General features: G+C 68.6%; 14 protein-coding genes. 3 read left to right on the top strand and 11 right to left on the bottom strand.

Annotated elements, in window-relative coordinates; translation table 11 throughout:
* Nucleotides 1–16: 16 nt before the first annotated feature.
* The 5 genes from ABT313_RS01580 to ABT313_RS01600 all read right to left on the bottom strand — a co-directional run bounded on the left by ABT313_RS01580 (nucleotide 17) and on the right by ABT313_RS01600 (nucleotide 5,117).
* Nucleotides 17–919, bottom strand: coding sequence for a carbohydrate ABC transporter permease (locus ABT313_RS01580; RefSeq protein WP_350847492.1), 903 nt, complete (start codon nucleotides 917–919; stop codon nucleotides 17–19).
* A gap of 2 nt (nucleotides 920–921) precedes the next feature.
* Complete coding sequence (locus tag ABT313_RS01585; protein ID WP_350847494.1) at nucleotides 922–1,863, bottom strand: carbohydrate ABC transporter permease; 942 nt, start codon at nucleotides 1,861–1,863, stop codon at nucleotides 922–924.
* Nucleotide 1,864: 1 nt separating this feature from the next.
* Entirely contained in the window at nucleotides 1,865–3,241 is a 1,377-nt protein-coding gene (locus ABT313_RS01590; RefSeq protein ID WP_350847496.1) for an ABC transporter substrate-binding protein, read from the bottom strand.
* 98 nt (nucleotides 3,242–3,339) lie between these two features.
* Nucleotides 3,340–4,101: an SDR family oxidoreductase gene (locus ABT313_RS01595; protein WP_350847498.1), complete on the bottom strand. Its 762-nt coding sequence runs from the start codon at nucleotides 4,099–4,101 to the stop codon at nucleotides 3,340–3,342.
* Nucleotides 4,098–5,117 carry a zinc-dependent alcohol dehydrogenase gene (locus tag ABT313_RS01600; RefSeq protein WP_350847500.1) on the bottom strand — a complete coding sequence of 340 codons (1,020 nt, stop codon included), beginning with the start codon at nucleotides 5,115–5,117 and terminating at the stop codon, nucleotides 4,098–4,100. Before ABT313_RS01600 ends, ABT313_RS01595 begins: the two co-directional genes overlap by 4 nt.
* A 54-nt stretch (nucleotides 5,118–5,171) precedes the next feature.
* Here ABT313_RS01600 and ABT313_RS01605 point away from each other — a divergent pair, with 54 nt between their 5' ends.
* Together ABT313_RS01605 and ABT313_RS01610 are read left to right on the top strand one after the other, a co-directional pair.
* Nucleotides 5,172–6,164, top strand: a complete 993-nt coding sequence (locus tag ABT313_RS01605) for an aldo/keto reductase (RefSeq protein WP_350847502.1) — start codon at nucleotides 5,172–5,174, stop codon at nucleotides 6,162–6,164.
* 117 nt (nucleotides 6,165–6,281) lie between these two features.
* Nucleotides 6,282–8,900 carry a right-handed parallel beta-helix repeat-containing protein gene (locus ABT313_RS01610; protein WP_350847504.1) on the top strand — a complete coding sequence of 873 codons (2,619 nt, stop codon included), beginning with the start codon at nucleotides 6,282–6,284 and terminating at the stop codon, nucleotides 8,898–8,900.
* A 57-nt stretch (nucleotides 8,901–8,957) separates the two neighbouring features.
* Here the strand turns inward: ABT313_RS01610 and ABT313_RS01615 are convergent, their stop codons facing one another.
* From ABT313_RS01615 to ABT313_RS01635, 5 genes are all read right to left on the bottom strand, one after another.
* Nucleotides 8,958–10,028, bottom strand: coding sequence for a pyridoxal-phosphate dependent enzyme (locus tag ABT313_RS01615; RefSeq protein ID WP_350847506.1), 1,071 nt, complete (start codon nucleotides 10,026–10,028; stop codon nucleotides 8,958–8,960).
* Between the two features lie 19 nt (nucleotides 10,029–10,047).
* Entirely contained in the window at nucleotides 10,048–10,830 is a 783-nt protein-coding gene (locus ABT313_RS01620; RefSeq protein WP_350847508.1) for a polysaccharide deacetylase family protein, read from the bottom strand.
* 69 nt (nucleotides 10,831–10,899) lie between these two features.
* The gene (locus ABT313_RS01625; protein ID WP_350847509.1) at nucleotides 10,900–12,474 is read right to left on the bottom strand and encodes an ABC transporter permease; all 1,575 of its coding nucleotides are present in this window, start codon (nucleotides 12,472–12,474) and stop codon (nucleotides 10,900–10,902) included.
* Complete coding sequence (locus ABT313_RS01630) at nucleotides 12,471–13,397, bottom strand: ABC transporter ATP-binding protein (protein WP_350847510.1); 927 nt, start codon at nucleotides 13,395–13,397, stop codon at nucleotides 12,471–12,473. The genes ABT313_RS01625 and ABT313_RS01630 overlap by 4 nt, the downstream gene beginning before the upstream one ends.
* Nucleotides 13,394–14,026: a TetR/AcrR family transcriptional regulator gene (locus ABT313_RS01635; RefSeq protein WP_350847511.1), complete on the bottom strand. Its 633-nt coding sequence runs from the start codon at nucleotides 14,024–14,026 to the stop codon at nucleotides 13,394–13,396. Before ABT313_RS01635 ends, ABT313_RS01630 begins: the two co-directional genes overlap by 4 nt.
* Nucleotides 14,027–14,145: 119 nt before the next feature.
* Between ABT313_RS01635 and ABT313_RS01640 the strand changes: the two genes are divergently transcribed.
* Nucleotides 14,146–15,426, top strand: coding sequence for an NAD(P)/FAD-dependent oxidoreductase (locus ABT313_RS01640; protein ID WP_350847513.1), 1,281 nt, complete (start codon nucleotides 14,146–14,148; stop codon nucleotides 15,424–15,426).
* 2 nt (nucleotides 15,427–15,428) lie between these two features.
* Here ABT313_RS01640 and ABT313_RS01645 read toward each other — a convergent pair whose 3' ends face one another.
* A complete protein-coding gene (locus ABT313_RS01645) occupies nucleotides 15,429–16,256 on the bottom strand; it encodes an SCO6745 family protein (RefSeq protein ID WP_350847515.1) in 828 nt (275 codons plus the stop codon).
* Nucleotides 16,257–16,314: the final 58 nt, after the last annotated feature.

Here is a 16,314-nt window from a genome sequence, read left to right on the forward strand (position 1 = left end):
TTCTCCTTCAGGGCGGTCATTCCTTGGTGCCTCCCGCGGTCATCCCCGCGACGAGGAACCGTTGGGAGAAGAGGAACACGAACAGCACGGGCAGGATCGAGACGATCGTCGCCAGCGCCAGCGTGGGCAGCTGCACGGATTCGGATCCGGCCGAGCTGGGGTTGAACGCCGGGGTGGCGGCCAGCAGCGAGGTGAGCCCGACCTGGACCGGGTAGCCGTCGCTGGAGGGCAGCATCACGAACGGCAGGAAGAAGTTGTTCCAGTTCTGCACGAAGCTGAAGAACGCGACCAGCGCGACGATCGGCGCGGCCAGCGGCAGCGCGATCCGCGAGAAGACCTGGAACTCCGTGCAGCCGTCGATGCGGGCAGCCGCCAGCAGGTCGCGCGGGATGCTCGTGGAGAAGTAGATGTAGGTCAGGTAGACGCCGAACGGGAAGAACGACATCGGCAGGATCACCGACAGCGGACTCCCGATCAGGCCGATGCTGTTCAGCTCCAGGAAGATCGGCAGGACCAGAGCGGTGCTGGGGATCAGCATCACGACCAGGGTGAGCACGAGCAGGGCCCGGCGTCCCCTGAACTCCGTCAGCGCCAGCGCGTACCCGGCCGGTACGCCGACCACGAGTGTGATCACCAGGGCACCGAGCGCGTAGACGGCCGAGTTGCCGATCCAGGTGGTGACCGCGCCGTCCTGGAAGGCGAACAGCTGGTGCCAGTTGGCCGCGAAGTCGCTCCACGACCCGGCGGAGAACGGGTTCGAGACGATCAGTGACTTGGCGGACTTGGTCACCGCGAGCAGCAGCCACACGATCGGGATCACGAAGAACGCGACGAACAGGATCATCACGGCGCCCGCGACGGACCGCCCGCTCCATCCGCGGAGGTTCACGTGGCGGGACTCGCTGGACAGTGCCGACATACTCATTCCTTCTCGAACAGGCCGCCGCGGGTGACGAACACCCACGACAGCAGGAGCGCGACCACCAGCAGCAGCAGCGAGATGGCCGCCGCGCCGTTGAAGTCGTTCTGCTGGAACGCGTACTGGTAGGCGAGCTGGTTCAGCGAGTAGTCGTTCGGGACGACCGCGTTGCTGGCCTGGCTCAGCAGCTGCGGCTCGACGAACAGCTGTGTGCCCCCCGCCAGCGACATCACACCCATGTACGCGACCCACTTGCGCAGCAGCGGCAGCTGGATCTGGAGCGCGATCTGTACGGCGTTCGCGCCGTCGACGCGGGCCGCCTCGATCACCTCGGTGCTGATGTTGTTCAGCGCGCCGTACATGATCACGATCCATCCGCCGGCCCCGGTCCAGAACGCGATGATCGCGAAGATCACCGGCAGGTGCCCGGGCTGGATGACCGCGACGAAACTGTCGAACCCGAAGGCCTTGAGCAAGCCGCTGACCGGGCTGGCGGTCGGGTCGAGCACGAACAGCCAGAGCAGCACACTGGACGCGCCCGCGAGTGCACCGGGCAGGTAGTAGACGAACCGCAGCGCCGTACTCATCCAGCGCACCCGTACGGCGTGCACCAGCAGGGCCAGCCCGACGACGAAGACGACCAGCGCGATCAGCCAGATCACCAGGTAGACGGTCACGTGGAGCACGGCCGGCCAGAACCGGAAGTCGCCGATGACCTTCGTGAAGTTGCCGATACCGGCGAATCCGCCGTCGGCGTTGGTGAAGGCCAGCACCACGGCGTACAGCGCGGGAACGACGCCGAAGGCCAGGGTCAGCAGCGCGTAGAGCGAGACGAAGGCGTAGCCGATCGGCGTGCGGCCGACGGTCCGGCCGTTCCGCCGGACCGGCCGCCGGCGCCCGGAGGCGTCGGCGGCCAGCTGGTCGCTCGGTGGAGCGATGGTCATGTCAGTTCACCGAATATCCGTTGACCTTGGCCTGGTTCTCGATCGCCTGCTGCCACGTCGGCAGCAGTTCCACGATCGACTTGCCGCCGGTCACCGCCGTGGTCACCGTCTTCGCCCAGATCGCTTCCTGGCTGAAGATTCCGTAACCCCAGCCGTCCCAGACCTGGGAGGCGGCGGTGACGACCGGCTCGAGCGAGGTTGCGAAGTACTTGCTGGACTCCTGCTTCGCGACCCACTTCTCGGCGGCCGGCGCGTAGGCGGGATAGCCCGGCGCGACCTTCACCTGGTAGTCGTCGGCGGTGGTGACGAACTGGACGAACTTCTCCGCCGCGGCCAGGTTCTTCGAGTGGCTGGAGACGAACCAGGTGCCGCCACCCACGTTGCCGGTGACCGGCTTGTCGTCGCCCTTCCACGGCAGCGGCGCGGCGATGCCGAGCTGGCCGGCCGGCACGTTCAGCGACTGCGGGTTGTTGAAGATCGCCCCGGCGTACCAGGCCGGACCGGGCATCATCAGCACCTTGCCGGAGTACTTCTTGACGAACTCCGGGGTGAAGACGCTGACCACCGGGACGGTTCCGTTGCCGCGCAGCGTGTCCAGCAGCGAAGCCGCCCGCTTGCACTCGGTCGAGTCGGTGTTCACGGTGACCGACTTGGGCCCGGTGATGCCGTTCGCCTGGCACTTGCTGGCCCAGAAGAAGACCTCCGGAGTCCAGGCGTCACCGGCGGTTCCGATGATGTAGCCGGGGTGCTGCTTGGCCACCTTCTCGCCCAGCGCCTGGTACTCCTCCCACGTGGTGGGAACGGCGTAGCCGAACTGGTCCATCAGCTTCTTGTTGTACCAGAGCACGGCCTGAGCGAGGTCGTTACGCAGGCAGTACACCTGGCCGTCCACGGTGCACGGGTTCAGCGATCCCTCGGTGAACTTCGAGAGCGTGTCGTTGGGCACCAGACCCTTGTTCAGCACGGCCGCGAAGGCCTGCTTGCCGCCGCTCTTCTGGCTGGCCCAGGCCGCGTCGTTGTTCTGGCTGGAGAACACGACGTCCGGCCAGCCGCTGCCGGCCCGGTCGAAGAGCTGCATCTTGGTCCGGAACGAGTTCGACCCGTTCGCCGATCCGTCGTACGAGACGACCTGGATCTTGGTGTCCGGGTTGGCCTGCTGGAACGCCTTCGCGGCGGCCTGCCGGTCCGCGTCGACCCAGACCGTGATCGTCGAGGAGGTGTCCTGCTTGACTTCGGGGAAGCCGTTCGACCCGCTCGCCGTGGTGTTACCGCCGCCGCACCCGGCGAGGGCCAGGAACGCGGTGGCGGCCGCGCAGATCCCGGCGACGGTCACCGCCGGCCGGCGGCGGAGCTGAACCGCGGTGTGGATTCCGACCATGAGCTGTCCTTGTCTTGTCGACTCGTTGACGAGTCGGAGTGGTTCGGTGATGCCAGATGATAGGGCATACGTATGATGTTTGACCATGGCCCGGAAGGTCACCGGGCAAGCCACCCGCCGTCGACCGGGAGGATGGTTCCGGTGACGTAGCGGGCGGCGTCCGACGCCAGGTACACGGCCGCGCCGGCGATGTCGGCCGCCGTCCCCCAGCGGCCTGCCGGGATCCGTTCGAGGATGGCTCGAGACCGGTCCGGGTCGTCCCGTAGTGCTTGGGTGTTGTCGGTGGCGATGTAGCCGGGGGCGATGCCGTTGACCGTCACACCGCGCCCTGCCCATTCGTTGGACAGCGCGCGGACCAGCCCCGCCGTACCGGATTTGGCGGCGGCGTAGCCGGGCACGTTGATCCCGCCCTGGAACGAGAGCAGTGAGGCGGTGAAGACGATCCGGCCGTACTCCGCCTGCAGCATCCGCCGGCCGAGGATCTGGCTGAGCACGAACGCGCTGGTGAGGTCGACCTCGAGAACCTCGTCGAACCAGTCGAGCGAATGCTCGGCCGCGGGCGCTCTGCGGATGGTCCCGGCATTGTTGACCAGGATGTCCACCTGCCGGTCGCCGGCGGCCAGCGCTTCGGCGAAGTCGGTCACCTGATCGCGGTCGGCAAAGTCCACCCGGTGCCCGGAGAACTCGCGGCCGAGCTCCCGCACGCGCTCGCCGATCTCGGACGAGGCGGGGTCCAGAGTGGCGGACACACCGACGATGTCGGCGCCCGCAGCGGCCAGCGATTCGGCGATGGCGAAGCCGATCCCGCGCTTCGCGCCCGTCACCACAGCGAGCCGTCCGCTCAGGTCGAAGGGGTTCATGAGGCGTTCAACTCCACCAGCAGCTTCATCGCCTGCCCGGACTCGAGCACGCCGAAGGCCGACTCCACCTCGGCCAGCGGTACGACGCCGGTCACCAGCCGCGCCGCCGGAATGGTGCCGTCGGCAACGAGTTCCGCAGCACGTTCGAAGTCTGCCCGCTGGTACACCCGCGCGCCGAGGATCCGCAGCTCCCGCCAGAACACCCGGTGGAGGTCGAGCGGCCGCGGTTGCGGATGGATCGCCACCACGACGAGTGTCCCGCGGACCTTGACCAGGCCGGTAGCACCCGCAACGGCGGCGGCAGCGCCGGACACCTCGAACACGACATCCGCGCCGGCCCCATCGGTCCACTCATCCACCCACGCGGCCTGGTCGACCGACGACGGGTCAATCGTCATGAGTCCGAGTTCGGCGGCAGCAGTCCTGCGTGCCGGATCGATCTCCGCGACCACGACCTCGGCACCGAGCGCGGCCGCGACCGTCGCGATCAGGACACCGATCGGTCCGGCGCCGATCACGACGGCCTTGTCGCCGGCCGCGAGCTCCGACCGCCGTACGTCGTGAACCGCGACGGCGACCGGCTCGACGAGCGCCGCGTCCCGCAGCGACACCCCGGACGGCAGCCTCACCAACGTCGCCGCCGGCACGTTCCAGAACTGCTGCAAAGCTCCCGGGCTGTCGATACCGATGAAGTCCAGGTGCTGGCAGATGTGCTGGTTGCCGGCCCGGCAGGCCGGACACGTCCCGTCCCACACCAGCGGCATGACGGTCACCGGGTCACCGATCGACCACCCCTCGACGCCGGGTCCCAGCGCGGCGATCGTGCCCGACATCTCGTGCCCAATGGTCGCCGGCGTAGTGACGCGGGCGTCCATGTCACCGTGGAACACGTGCAGGTCGGTGCCGCACAGGCCGACGTACGCAACGGCGATCCGGACCTCACCCGGACGAAGGTCGGCCGGCTCACGCTCTTCGAGCGCCATCGTCCGGCTACCCACGTAGTTGACCGCGAACATCGCTGTTTCCTTCCTCGATCAGAACGCGGCAAACATAATACGTATGCTGAAAATATGTCCAGACACCCGCTTGTCACCAGGCCGCTACGCACCGGTCACCAGCTCACCGAACTCGGCCTCGGCGCCGCCCAGTTCGGCAACCTGTTCACCGAGACCACCGACCAGGAGGCGGCCGGAGCCGTCGCGGCCGCACTCGACGAAGGCATCCGGTACTTCGACACCGCGCCGCACTACGGCCTCGGCCTGTCGGAGCACCGGCTCGGCCAGGCCTTGGCCGGCGCTGCCGGCGTCCTGGTCTCCTCGAAAGTGGGACGCCTCCTGGTCCCGAGTCCGGAGACCGCCGATCAACTCGACGACGACGGCTTCGCGGTCCCGGCAACGCGCAAGCGCGTCTGGGACTTCAGCCGCGACGGGATCCTCCGCTCCGTGGAACAGTCCCTCGCACGACTCGGGACGGACCGGCTCGACATCGCCTACCTGCACGATCCGGACGACCACTGGGAGCAGGCCGCATCGACCGGGATCGCTGCCCTGGTTGAGCTTCGGGACCAGGGCGTCGTCGGCGCGATCGGCGCCGGCATGAACCAGGCGGCGATGCTGGCGGAGTTCGTCCGGCGGACGGATGTCGACGTCGTCATGGTCGCCGGGCGCCTCACGCTCCTCGACCAGTCGGCTCTCGACGACCTGCTACCCGTCGCCCACGAGCGCGGCGTCGGCGTGGTCGCGGCGGCGGTCTACAACTCCGGCCTGCTCAGTACGGCGACCGTCGACAGCACGGCGTACTACGACTACGGGCGCGCGCCGAAGGCCGTCGTCGACCGGGCGTTGCGCGTCGCTGAGATCTGCGATCGCCACGGCGTGAGCCTTCCCGCGGCCGCGATCCAGTACCCGTTGCGCCACCCCGCGGTCGTGTCGGTGGTCACCGGGATGCGCACCGCGGAGCATGTCCGCAGTACCGCCAAGAGGTACCGGCAGGAGATCCCCGATGCCTTGTGGGACGAGCTCGACTCAACCGGTTCAGCACCGGATCCGGCCAGAAATCACTAGCCGAGCGACCTCTTGTCGCAAACATAATACGTATGCTAACTCTGTTCCGGGGGTATCGACGCCCCCTAGAACAGGAAGCGATCGCACATGACATTGAGGTCTGAATCACGACGCTCGATGACCACACCCAGGGGACGCCGACCGGCGCTGCTCGCGCTGCTCGGCGCCGGCGCCGTCATCGCCGCGGCGCTCAGCCCGCTGAGCGCGCAGGCCGCCCCCGCGACGACGTACTACGCGGCGCCGGACGGCAAGGACGCCGGGAACTGCAGCCAGGCGAAGCCCTGCACGCTGGAGCGGGCGCAGAAGACGTTGCGTAAGTCCGTGAAGCACGGCGACGTGACGGTACAACTTGCCGATGGCAACTACCGGTTGACCGCGCCGCTCCGGTTCGACGCCGACGACAGCGGCGGCGACCACACCGTCCACTGGGTCGCCGCTCCCGGCGCCCACCCCGTCATCACCGGCGCCTCGGCGGTCACCGGCTGGACCAAGTCCGCCGCCGGCCCGGGGATCTGGGAGGCAAGCACTCCCGTCGGCCTCGACACCCGCCAGCTGTACGTGAACGGCGTGATCGCCCCGCGCGCCGCTCTTCGGCTCGCCAACTCCGATGTCACCCCGACCGCGACGGGTCTGACCATCAAGAACCCGGCGCTGAGCTATCTCGCCACGCTGCCCGACCAGGGCCGGATCGAGTTCGAGTCGCTCGGCGACTTCACCAACCGGTACTCGCCGGTCCAGAGCATCAGCCCGACCGAGATCACGATGGCGCAGCCGGCCTGGGACAACAACACGTGGGGCTGGGACACTGTCCAGCGGTCCTTCCTGGCGGGGCCGAGCTGGTACCTGGACAACTCGCTGAGCTTCCTCACCCAGGTCGGTCAGTGGTACATCGACCCGACTGGCGGGAAGGTCTACTACAAGCCCGCCGACGGCGTGGACCCGAACCAGCTGGACGTCGAGCTGCCCAGACTGCAGTCCCTGATCAGCATCGGCGGGACCTACGACAACCCGGTCACCGGGCTCTCCTTCGAGGGCATCCAGTTCTCCGGCACGTCCTGGCTCGGCCCGTCGACCGACGGGTACGCCGACCAGCAGAACGGCCTGTTCATCAAGGGCGCCTACGACTACCGCCCGGCCGACGCGTTCACCAGCTGCTCGCGCGGCTGTGAGATGTTCGAGCGCGCCCGGACCTCGTGGTTCCAGGAGCCGGCCGCCGTACAGGTATCGGCCGCCAGCCGCGTCTCGTTCACCGGGAACACCTTCACCAACCTCGGCCAGTCCGCGCTGGGTATCGGCAACGACTCGAACGCCACCGTGACCGGCGTCGGCCTCGGCGCGAGCAACATCGATGTCGTCGGCAACCAGTTCGTCGAGAACAGCGGCCACGGCGTCGCGGTCGGCGGCGTACTGCCCGACGCGCACCACCCCAGCGACCCGCGGATGACCAACCAGGACATCCTGATCGAGAACAACACGATCAACCGGGTCGGCGTGGACTACAAGGACAACAGCGGCATCCTCAGCACCTACGTCACCGGTGCCCGGATCCTGCACAACGAGGTCTCCAACGTCCCGTACGACGGGATCGACACCGGCTACGGCTGGGGGATCAACGACGCCGGCGGCTCGAACGACTACGTCGACCGCGGCTACTACAACTGGAACACCAAGTACACGACGCCGACCACGCTGAAGGACACCCAGGTCGAGGGCAACCTCGTGCACAACACGAAGGCGCGCTTCGCCGACGGCGGGTCCGTCTACAACCTCTCGGCGAACCCGGGCGCGGTGGTCAGCGACAACTACCTCTTCAACATCTCCGGTGTCGGCCTCTACCTCGACGAGGGCTCGCGGTCGATGACGTACCAGAACAACGTCGTCCAGGGCGGCTCGTTCCTGTTCACGAACGCTTCGAGCCTGCGGAACAACACCAGCGACAACCTGATCCAGAACAACTGGTACAACTCCGGCGGCGCGTCCACACCCAACGCGGCCGCGCACAACAACCAGCTGATCAACAACATCAAGATCAGCGGCGCCAACTGGCCGGCCGGTGCGCATGACGTCATCTGCGCGGCGGGTGTCGCACCGCAGTACCGCACGGCGCTCAACGCGAACCAGTTCGGGTTCACCGGCTGCGCGACCCCTGCTCCCGTCGCGCCCGGTTTCGCGGTCGCCAACGCGTCGGCCGTCAGCTCGTACACCGGCCAGAACGGCGGGACCTTCGGTATCGCGGCCCAGGGCGCGGACGTCTGGGGCGCGGGCGGTCAGCACGACGACCAGTTCGCCTCGATCTACCGCCCCGGTTCAGTCCAGGGCACGAGTAGCGTCTCGGCGCGGGTCGTGTCGGTGAACGACGCCAACACGAACGCCAAGTCGGGCGTCATGATCCGCAACGACATGACCAAGGCCGGATCCTCGGCGGGCTACGCGGTCGTGGCCGTCACCGCCCGCAACGGCGTTGTCTTCGAGTACGACGCCAACGGCGACGGCTATCTCGACACCGAGGTGCGCGCGAGTGTCGACATCTACCGGCCCATCTGGGTGAAGCTGACCCGGTCCGGTACGTCGTACAGCGCGGCGTACTCCTACGACGGCCAGAACTACGTCGCGGTGGGGACGCCGGTCACCCTGGCCTCGGCCGCGGCAACCCAGGACGGCGGGATCTTCTCGACGTCGCACGACGTAACGCAATCGGCCATCAACCAGTTCGACTCGGTGAAGTTCACCAGCTGACAACGATCCGCAACAACCGCGGGCCTTCCATCCTCTGGGTGGGAGGCCCGCTTGTTGCTAGAGGTGGTCGGGAAGGGGGTTGGCGGCACGGGCCTCGGTGCTCAGGAGGAGGACGGTTGCGGTTGAGGGGAGGTGCAGCTCGGGGAGGGCGGTTCTGATGGCTGCGAGGGTTGCCGCACCGCAGGGGCCGGCGTCGATGCCGGCGGATTCGAGGTCGTGGACTGCGGTTGCGGCTTGTTGGTCGGTGACGGTCGTTGCGGCGTCGAGGCCGAACTGCAGGTCGGGCCACGCGCCGTGGGACGGCGTACCGCAGTTGAGTCCGGCCATGATCGTGGGGTGCGTGGGCACGGAGGTGAGGCGGCCTGCTTGGAGCGAGGTGATGACAGAGGGAGCGTGTTCCGGTTCGACCCCGAGCACGACGGGTTGAGACCTCCCGTGAACCCGGTGGTGGCGTACGGCGGCTTGGGCGAGGGAGCCGACACCGATCGGTACGACGACGACGTCGGGGGCCGGCGCTCCGGCTGCGGCGAGTTGGGTGTCGGCTTCGGTGAACAAGGTGCTGTAGCCGTCGACGATCCATTGCGGGATCTGCGTGTACCCGGGCCAGGCGGTGTCCTGGATCGGCAGCGCACCCGGCGCGGATCCGGCTTCTCTGGCTGCCGCCACGACATCGTCGTACTCGAGCGGCAACTCGACGATCTGCGCGCCCTCGGATGCGATGCCGGCCTTCGCCGCCGCGGTGAGCGAGTCGGGGACGAAGATCCGGGCCGGCAGACCGATCAAACGAGCCAGGTGTGCGACCGCGCGGCCGTGGTTGCCGTCCGTGGCCGCGATCAGCGTGACGTTGCTGTCCGCAAGCATCCGGAGCGGGAGCGCGTGATCGCCGTCGCCGAGCAGCGCGGACAGCGCACGCGAGACGGCGTACGACGCACCGAGGACCTTGAACGCCGGCAGGCCGAACCGGCTCGACTCCTCCTTGACGAACACGCTGCCGACCCCGAGCTCGTCGGCCAGAGCGGGTACGTCGACCAGTCGGGTCGGCGCGTAGCCGGGCAACGATTCGTGGAACTCCGTCACCCCCGTGACCGGCGTTGTCGTCCAAGTCCGCGCGACGGGATTCACATACATCGTCCAACGTCCTTGATCGTCAGCAGGACAAGGTGGCGAAGGTGTAACCGCGGGCGGACAAGGTGGTGAGGACCTGGTCGAGGGCTGCCACCGTCTGGGCGCGGTTGCCACCGCCGTCGTGCATCAGGATAATCGCGCCGGGTCGCGCTCCCGCCAGTACACGCTGGACGATCGTCGCCGTCCCCGGACGCGCCCAGTCCTCGGGGTCGACGTCCCACAGGACCTGCTGCATGCCGTCACGGTGGATCTCGGCGCGGACGCGGGCGTTGGTCGCGCCGTACGGCGGGCGGAAGCACTTCGACTGCACTCCGTCGGCGACCTCGTGGTGCAGCTGCGCGGGCGAAAGCTTGGGCAGCTGCGGGTGCGAGACCGAGTGGTTGCCGACACTGTTGCCTGCGGCACGGACTTGGCCGACCAGCTCGGGGTGCGGGTCCGCGTTCTGGGCCAGCATGAAGAACGTGCCGTGGGCGTTGTGTTTCGCCAGCACTGCAAGGACTTCCGGAGTCCAGTGCGGGTCGGGACCGTCGTCGAAGGTGAGGTACACGACCTTCCCCTGCGCCTGCTTCACCGGGCCTGACGGCTCAGTGGTCTGGGTGCTCGACGGGGTCGGCGTGGTCGAGGGCGTGCGTGTTGGCGTCGTCGGCTTCACCGGCGTCGTGGACGTGGTGGAGGCGACGGCCCGGGGCGCGCTCTCGGCGGCGTTCGCCGTACCGGCCTCGACCGAGGATGCGGCATGCAGACAGCCGATCGCCACCGCCGCCCCCAGTGCCAACCCGATCGGCAACCCGAACCTGTGCCTCATCAACCTGCTCCCCCGCTCGTTCATCCCGGTCAGCACGATTGACGCCGCGACCGGGAAGAAAGTTGGGGTTTACCCGGGTACGTCGCGATGCCGGAAGGCGACGAAGCCGATCAGTAGGAGTGCGACGGCGAGGACGCTCAGGGCGGACAGGCCGGCCGCGTCGACCGTTCCCGCCGGAGGGTTGCCGACGTGGGCGGTGGGGGCGAGGTCGACGATCCACTGCGCGAGCTTGAGCCCAGGGCCGAGGAACGCGACGAATGTTGCCGCGGCGTACGCCGCCCACGCGAGCCCGAAGGCGCGCGGCCAGGTGCCGAACAGCGCGAGCGCGAGCCCGGCCAGCACGAGTTCGGCCGGCAGGTAGGCCAGGCCGGACTTCATGATTGCGGCGAAGTCGTGGGTGCTACCAACAGACCAGGCCGCCGAGAGCGCGAGTACCAAAGACGAGACGACGACGATCAGCACCAACCCGGCTGCCACCGCGATCAGGTGGGCCGCGAGCCAGCGGACCCTGGACAGCGTACCCGCGAGGCGGGGCTCCAGGCGTCCTTCTGTCTCCTCGGCCCGGAGGGTTCCGATCGCCTGAATGACGTAGCCGCCGGCAACGACAGCGAGGTACAGCTGGGTCACGGCAACGAAACCATCCAGCGGACGGCCGCCCTGAATACCCATGGACTCGGCCAACGCAGGGTTGCCGGTCATTGCGTCGAGCAACTGCTGGGCCAGCGCTCCCATCATCGCGGCGAACAAGACCCCGCCGGCCAACCAGCCCGTAGCCGCCGGACGATGGATCCAGATCGCGAACCCGATCGGCCGCCGCTGGAGCCGGCTCGCTCGCGCCGGTCCCGCGTCGCCCCGTCTCAACGCACTGCCGACGTCGCGCCGAGCGGCCAGCCATACGGCCGCACCACCCAGGGCGACTCCGACGACTGCGGGAAGGGCGAGCGCCCACCACCGCTGGCCGCCGAACGGTGCCGTCTTCTCGGCCCATCCCAGCGGAGACAGCCAGGTCAACCAGGTCTTGGTGGTGTCACCGATCCCCCGGAGCGCGTACGCCGCGGCCAGCATGATCAGGCTCCACAGGTAGACCCCGCGCGAATGCAGGACGAGTTGCGCCACGAATGCGGCGAAGCCGGCGAACACGAAGGCCAGCCCGCCGAGTGCTGCGGCGTACAGGATCGCCCCGGATGCCGGCACCCCTGCGAGCACAAGACCGCCCGCGAAGAGAACTGACGTGGCGAGGATCGCCGTCGTCGCGACCACGAGCGCGGCAAGGGTCGGTTGGTGGCGGGCGATCCGGCCGCCGAGGATCGTCTCGAGCCGGCCAGACTCCTCCTCGCGGCGGGTCGAACCGGCGACGAGTCCGATCCCGAGCAAGGGCAACAGGAACGAGGCCAGGAATCCGAACTCGTCCTGGATCACTCCGCCGAGACTGTCGATGCCCTCGACGTGCCCGTTGATCGCCGCCAGCGCGCTGCCGGACGTGACCGCCTGGGCGTAGGTGTGGATCTTGGCCGGGGTGTCGTACATGTGCGCCACGGCCGCGGCCGTACCGACCATGCCGGCGACGAGCGCGACCACCCACACCAGGATTCCACGACGGCGGGTGCGCCAGACGATCCCCACCATGATGCTGCCGGTACTCATCGCGCGCCTGCCGCAATCGGCTCGACGGCGTCGTCGTCGTAGTTGCGCAGGAACAGCGCGTCCAGGCTCGGCGGTGTGACCGTCAAGGTGTGGATCCGCGCCGCGTGCAGCAGACCGATCGTCGCGTCGAGGTGGTCGGCATCGATCGTGAACCGAGTGTCCACCTGGCCGTCCAGCGGCTCGGAGACGCAGTCGGCCACGCCGTCGGCCCGGGCGAGCCCGGCTGGTTCGGCGCCGGTGACCGCGTGCACCGTCGTACGCGTATGACGACGGAGGTCGGCGAGGCTGCCCGTCGTCACCGTGCGGCCCCGGCGAACGATGCTCACCCGGTCTGCCAGCGCCTCGACCTCGTCGAGGATGTGGCTGGACAGCAGGACCGTGACGCCGGCCTCTCGCCGTTCGCGCACACACTGCTGAAAGGCCTGCTCCATCAACGGATCGAGGCCGGACGTCGGCTCGTCGAGCACCAGCAGCTCCACCTCTGCGGACAGCGCGGCGACCAGCGCGACCTTCTGCCGATTGCCTTTGGAGTAGTCGCGGATCCGCTTCGTCGGATCGAGCTCGAAGCGCTCGATCAGCTGCTCACGGCGCTTGTAGTCGACACCGCCGTACGTCGTGCCGATCACGTCGAGGCACTGGCCTCCGGTGAGACCGGGCCACAGCGCGACATCGCCGGCGACGTACGAGAGACGGCCGTGCAGCTTGTCGGCCCGCCGCCAGGGATCGGCGCCGAACAGCTCGACGTGGCCGCCGCTCGCACGCATCAGGCCGAGCAGGATGCGGATGGTGGTCGACTTGCCCGCGCCGTTCGGGCCGAGAAAGCCATGGACCTCGCCCGCGCGGACAGCCAGGTCGAGACCGTCGAGAGCCCGGAACGTCCCGAAGGTCTTGGTGAGTCCGCTGACGCTGATGACATCGGTCATGATTGCCCCTCCTCGGATACGAACGCACCCTGCGAGTACACGGCGGTGACCTCCTTGGCCCAGCGGGACATGCCTTCCGGCGTCAGGGGGTCGACCCCGATCGCCGCGGCGACGTGGTTCCGCAGCAACAGCACCGCCAAGTCGTTGACCAGCAGGAACGCCGCCCGAACCGCCGGATCCTCCGCGGGCCGGGTCGCCCCGAGCCCGTCCATGGTCTCGAGCAGCTGGCGGGTCTGGATGAACCACCGGCCGAACAACGCCGAGCCGGCCGGATCGTTGGTCAGCAGCAACCGGCGCAGGTACGCCGGCAGTGGCGAGCCCGGCGGAAACGCCTGCGCGAACATCTCCGCGACAGAGGCCCAGCCGTCGCCGGTCATCGCCCCGGCAACCTCCTGCTCGTCCATCGCGAACAACGCGTCGAACGCCCGCCCGGCATAGTCGTCCACCGCCGCGCGCAGCCCCTCCTTGCTACCGAAGTGATGCGCCAGCAACGCCTGCGAAACCCCCGCCGCACCGGCAATCTCCCGCATCGTCACCGCATCATGCCCACGCTCGGCAAACAACCGCAGCGCGGCATTACGGATATTCGCCTTGGCCGTGAGGTCGTCCTCATCCCCGACTGATCGCATGATCAGCATACTAATCAGACGATCAGCCGGAGATCAAGAGACGGTTCCGCGGTCCGCCCCGGTTTGCGAACCGGGGCGGCTGGTACAGGGGGCGCATGGTGAAGCCGAGGATTGTCATCGTGGGAGCCGGGTTTGCCGGGTTCCACGCCGCGCGGCGGCTCAGTCGGCTGGCGAGAGGGCGGGCGGAGGTGGTCGTCGTGAATCCGACCGACTACTTCCTCTACGTCCCGCTCCTCCCCGAAGTCGCCAGCGGCATCCTCGAACCTCGGCACGTGACCGTGTCCCTCGCCGACGCGCTGCCGGGGGTGCGGATGGTGCTGGGCGAGGTCGACGGACTGGACCTCGACCGTAGGACGGTGCGGTACGCCGAGCCGACCGGCTCGCCTGCTGAGCTCGAGTACGACCGGCTTGTCATCGCGGCCGGCAGTGTGAACAAGCTGCTGCCGATCCCGGGTGTCGCGGAGTACGCGCACGGGTTCCGCGGCATCCCGGAAGCAGTGTTCCTCCGCGATCACCTCACACAGCAGATCGAACTGGCAGACGACTCCGCCGACTCCGCCGAGCGCAACTCGCTGTGCACCTTTGTCGTCGTCGGCGCCGGCTACACCGGAACGGAAGTCGCCGCGCACGGCGTCCTCTACACCGAGCTGCTCCGGAAGCGCCATCCGCGGCTCAGCGACCAACGCATCCGCTGGATGCTCCTCGACGTGGCCGACCGCGTCCTCCCCGAGCTGGACGAGCGACTGTCACGGACGGCGGACGCCGTACTGCGTGAGCGCGGTGTCGACGCACGGATGGGTGTGTCGGTCGACGAGGCGGAGGAGTTCGGCGTACGCCTGAACGACGGCTCGTTCGTACCGACGCGCTCGCTGATCTGGTGTGTCGGCGTACGGCCGGATCCCGTGGTCGACGGACTCGGGCTGAAGACCGACAAGGGCCGGCTGGTCGTCGACGAGTACCTGCGGGTGCCGGGACGCCCCGAGGTCTTCGCCTGCGGTGACGCGGCCGCCGTACCGGACCTGACGCGGCCCGGCGAGGTCACCCCGATGACCGCCCAACACGCGCAGCGCCAGGGAAAGCACGCCGCCGAGAACCTCGCGGCCGGTTTCGGGACCGGCGACCTGCGGCCGTACAAGCACCACGACCTCGGCTTCGCTGTCGACCTCGGCGGTGCAAAAGCCGCGGCCAACCCGCTGCATCTGCCGCTGGCTGGTCTACCGGCGAAGGCAGTCACCCGGGGCTATCACTTGCTATCGATGCCCGGCAACCGCATCCGCACGGCGACCGAGTGGCTGTACGACGCCGTACTCCCCCGGCAGACAACGCAACTCGGCGTCATCCCGGCCGAGAGCATCCCGCTCGACACAGCCAGTCCGGAACACGTCGCCGAAGCCCGCTGATCTCAGTGGTCAGCTGCCTCGACGGCGGCGGCGATCGGTTCGAGCCCCGCGATCAGCTGATCGAGTTCGTCCGGGGTGAGGACGTCGTACGGCGGTGCGGCGAGTTCGTCGGTGAGGGATTCGATGCGGGACTTGGTGGCGCGGCCGGTGTCGGTGAAGCCGCCGGCTGCGTCGACGAGGCCTCGGCGGCGTAGGCCGTCGACGACGCCGTCGAGCTGTGCCTTCGGCAGGTGGTGGATCCGGCCGAACTTCTCCGCCGGCATCCCGGCCGCCAGAGCCATCAGCACGTGGGCTTCGGTGCCACCGATGCCGTTGGCAACCAGTGCGGCGTTGTGTCCGTCCCCGCGGTGCTCCCGCAGCGGCGTCGCCGCGTGCCACAGCTTGGCCACCGGCTCTTCCGGTACGTCGAGCGCCTGGAGCCCGGCATACAACACACGACCCTCCGTCGGCGCGCTCAGCCCAGCACGGGTGGCGAGATCGGCGACCTGCGCCAGCTCGGCGGAGTCGGCGAGCTCCCCGATCAGCTGCCGGAGCGCGAGCGCGCTGCCTCGCTCGCGTACGGCGATTGCCTCCGCCGGCGTGGTCTTGCCCCAGACCCACGGGATGTGGCGCGCGACCTCGCCGTCGGCGAAGTTGTAGAAGACGGCGTGCACCACCTCGGCCGGCACCATCCCCAGCGGCGCGGCCCGGCCAGCGAAGTACCCGTCCCAGTAGTTCCGCATGCCGATGGCCAGGAACGCCTCGTTCGGTACGTCGGAGAAGGTCACGGTGGCGATCGGCTCGACGAGCTCGAACATCCGGTGAACCTTCGCCCGCGAGTGAATCGTCATCATCGTCTCCAGTGGTCGTGCGACCGCCCCGTCGACGGTCACTCACCCTAGCCACGAA

The organism is Kribbella sp. NPDC000426 (assembly GCF_040300265.1).
Lineage (GTDB): Bacteria > Actinomycetota > Actinomycetes > Propionibacteriales > Kribbellaceae > Kribbella.

Coding starts and splice junctions, on each gene's coding strand:
- ABT313_RS01580 (WP_350847492.1), bottom strand. CDS start 919: ATGTCGGCACTGTCCAGCGAGTCCCGCCACGTGAACCTCCGCGGATGG.
- ABT313_RS01585 (WP_350847494.1), bottom strand. CDS start 1,863: ATGACCATCGCTCCACCGAGCGACCAGCTGGCCGCCGACGCCTCCGGG.
- ABT313_RS01590 (WP_350847496.1), bottom strand. CDS start 3,241: ATGGTCGGAATCCACACCGCGGTTCAGCTCCGCCGCCGGCCGGCGGTG.
- ABT313_RS01595 (WP_350847498.1), bottom strand. CDS start 4,101: ATGAACCCCTTCGACCTGAGCGGACGGCTCGCTGTGGTGACGGGCGCG.
- ABT313_RS01600 (WP_350847500.1), bottom strand. CDS start 5,117: ATGTTCGCGGTCAACTACGTGGGTAGCCGGACGATGGCGCTCGAAGAG.
- ABT313_RS01605 (WP_350847502.1), top strand. CDS start 5,172: ATGTCCAGACACCCGCTTGTCACCAGGCCGCTACGCACCGGTCACCAG.
- ABT313_RS01610 (WP_350847504.1), top strand. CDS start 6,282: ATGACCACACCCAGGGGACGCCGACCGGCGCTGCTCGCGCTGCTCGGC.
- ABT313_RS01615 (WP_350847506.1), bottom strand. CDS start 10,028: ATGTATGTGAATCCCGTCGCGCGGACTTGGACGACAACGCCGGTCACG.
- ABT313_RS01620 (WP_350847508.1), bottom strand. CDS start 10,830: ATGAGGCACAGGTTCGGGTTGCCGATCGGGTTGGCACTGGGGGCGGCG.
- ABT313_RS01625 (WP_350847509.1), bottom strand. CDS start 12,474: ATGAGTACCGGCAGCATCATGGTGGGGATCGTCTGGCGCACCCGCCGT.
- ABT313_RS01630 (WP_350847510.1), bottom strand. CDS start 13,397: ATGACCGATGTCATCAGCGTCAGCGGACTCACCAAGACCTTCGGGACG.
- ABT313_RS01635 (WP_350847511.1), bottom strand. CDS start 14,026: ATGCGATCAGTCGGGGATGAGGACGACCTCACGGCCAAGGCGAATATC.
- ABT313_RS01645 (WP_350847515.1), bottom strand. CDS start 16,256: ATGACGATTCACTCGCGGGCGAAGGTTCACCGGATGTTCGAGCTCGTC.